At 32.7% G+C, this 1,259-nt stretch carries 1 protein-coding gene; it reads left to right on the plus strand.

Going from position 1 to position 1,259, the window contains the following annotated elements; genetic code table 11:
- On the plus strand, positions 1 to 866 hold an 866-nt coding region (locus Megvenef_RS09535), incomplete at its 5' end, for a tetratricopeptide repeat protein (protein ID WP_322777677.1).
- Positions 867 to 1,259: the final 393 nt, after the last annotated feature.

Here is a 1,259-nt window from a genome sequence, read left to right on the forward strand (position 1 = left end):
CTAGACATCACATAATAGGAGTATCTTTAAAAAACATAATCGATTCACATAAGGATTCAAATGAATTATTACTATTATGCAGTTTAGTAAATTCAAAAAATATCCCAAAATCTCTGCTTATTGCCCATAAGGGTGATATTGCAGCACATAATTTTATAAGTGAAATGAGAAAATTTTCTTTAATAAACGAAGCTGAAGATAATGAGTACACAAAAAGCGTATTTTCTATTCACGACTCTATTCAATCTATTATTTTTGATTATTTATATAAAACTGTGCCAACCGAATATTATGATGATATAGTCCCTTCGTTAGAAAACTTTATGGAAAGAAGAGTAATTCTACATAATAAGAACATAAAAGAAATACAGGAACTATCAAACCATCTTGAATCATTATTAGAACATGAGCATCTTTTTTCTGCAGAATCATTTTTTAATATTCGTAACATATTAGGGAATTATTATTACGAAACATTTGGTGATATTCCAAAAGCTAAGAGCCTTTTAGAACATGCCCGTATGGTCGCTTTGCAACAAGACAAATCTGTGAGAATAAATTTAGCTAAAAACTCACTATATTTGGGTAATATTCATAGTGAGCTTGGGCATTATCAAGAAGCAGAAAAACTATTACAAGAAGCAATGCTATTTTTTGATAATCACTGTAGCGAATGCCAGAATGACTACAAAGCTTGGGCATTGGTTTGTAACGGTGTTAATTATACTAGAATGGGCCAATTCAAAAAAGCTGAAACACTACTATTAAAATCTTTAGAACTGCATAAAAAGCTTTATGGGCCCGAGCATATTCTTACTTTGTTAGTTTTAACTGCACTAGAAAAAAATAAGCATTCTCCAAGTTAATCTGAACTATGATAAAGCATAGTAAGTAGAGTTAGCCTGAACTACAGATATAAGAGATTGGTATGTTTTAGGCAACATATTTGTCATATTGTAAGCCATCACGAGCAAACAACCAGTCATCCAGAGACTGCAAGTCATTTTGAATTCATTGGGCTTCGCATGACTTCGGACAGGATATCATAAGACAGAAGAAGATCCCCGGATCAAGCCCTGGATGATTGGTGGCAATCATGCGAAACAAGTCCAGCCTGACGCTGCGTGTGGTAAGCAGCCTTATTAAACAAAACTATATTCTTATCCTTAGCGCTGGTTAATTAGTCTCTCCGTCAAAACTCTAAATTTTTGATATAATTTCAAGAATTTCAAAAATAAATCACCGCACATTCATTTTTT

It is taken from the genome of Candidatus Megaera venefica (assembly GCF_034554655.1).
GTDB classification, from domain to species: Bacteria; Pseudomonadota; Alphaproteobacteria; order Rickettsiales; family Rickettsiaceae; genus Megaera_A; species Megaera_A venefica.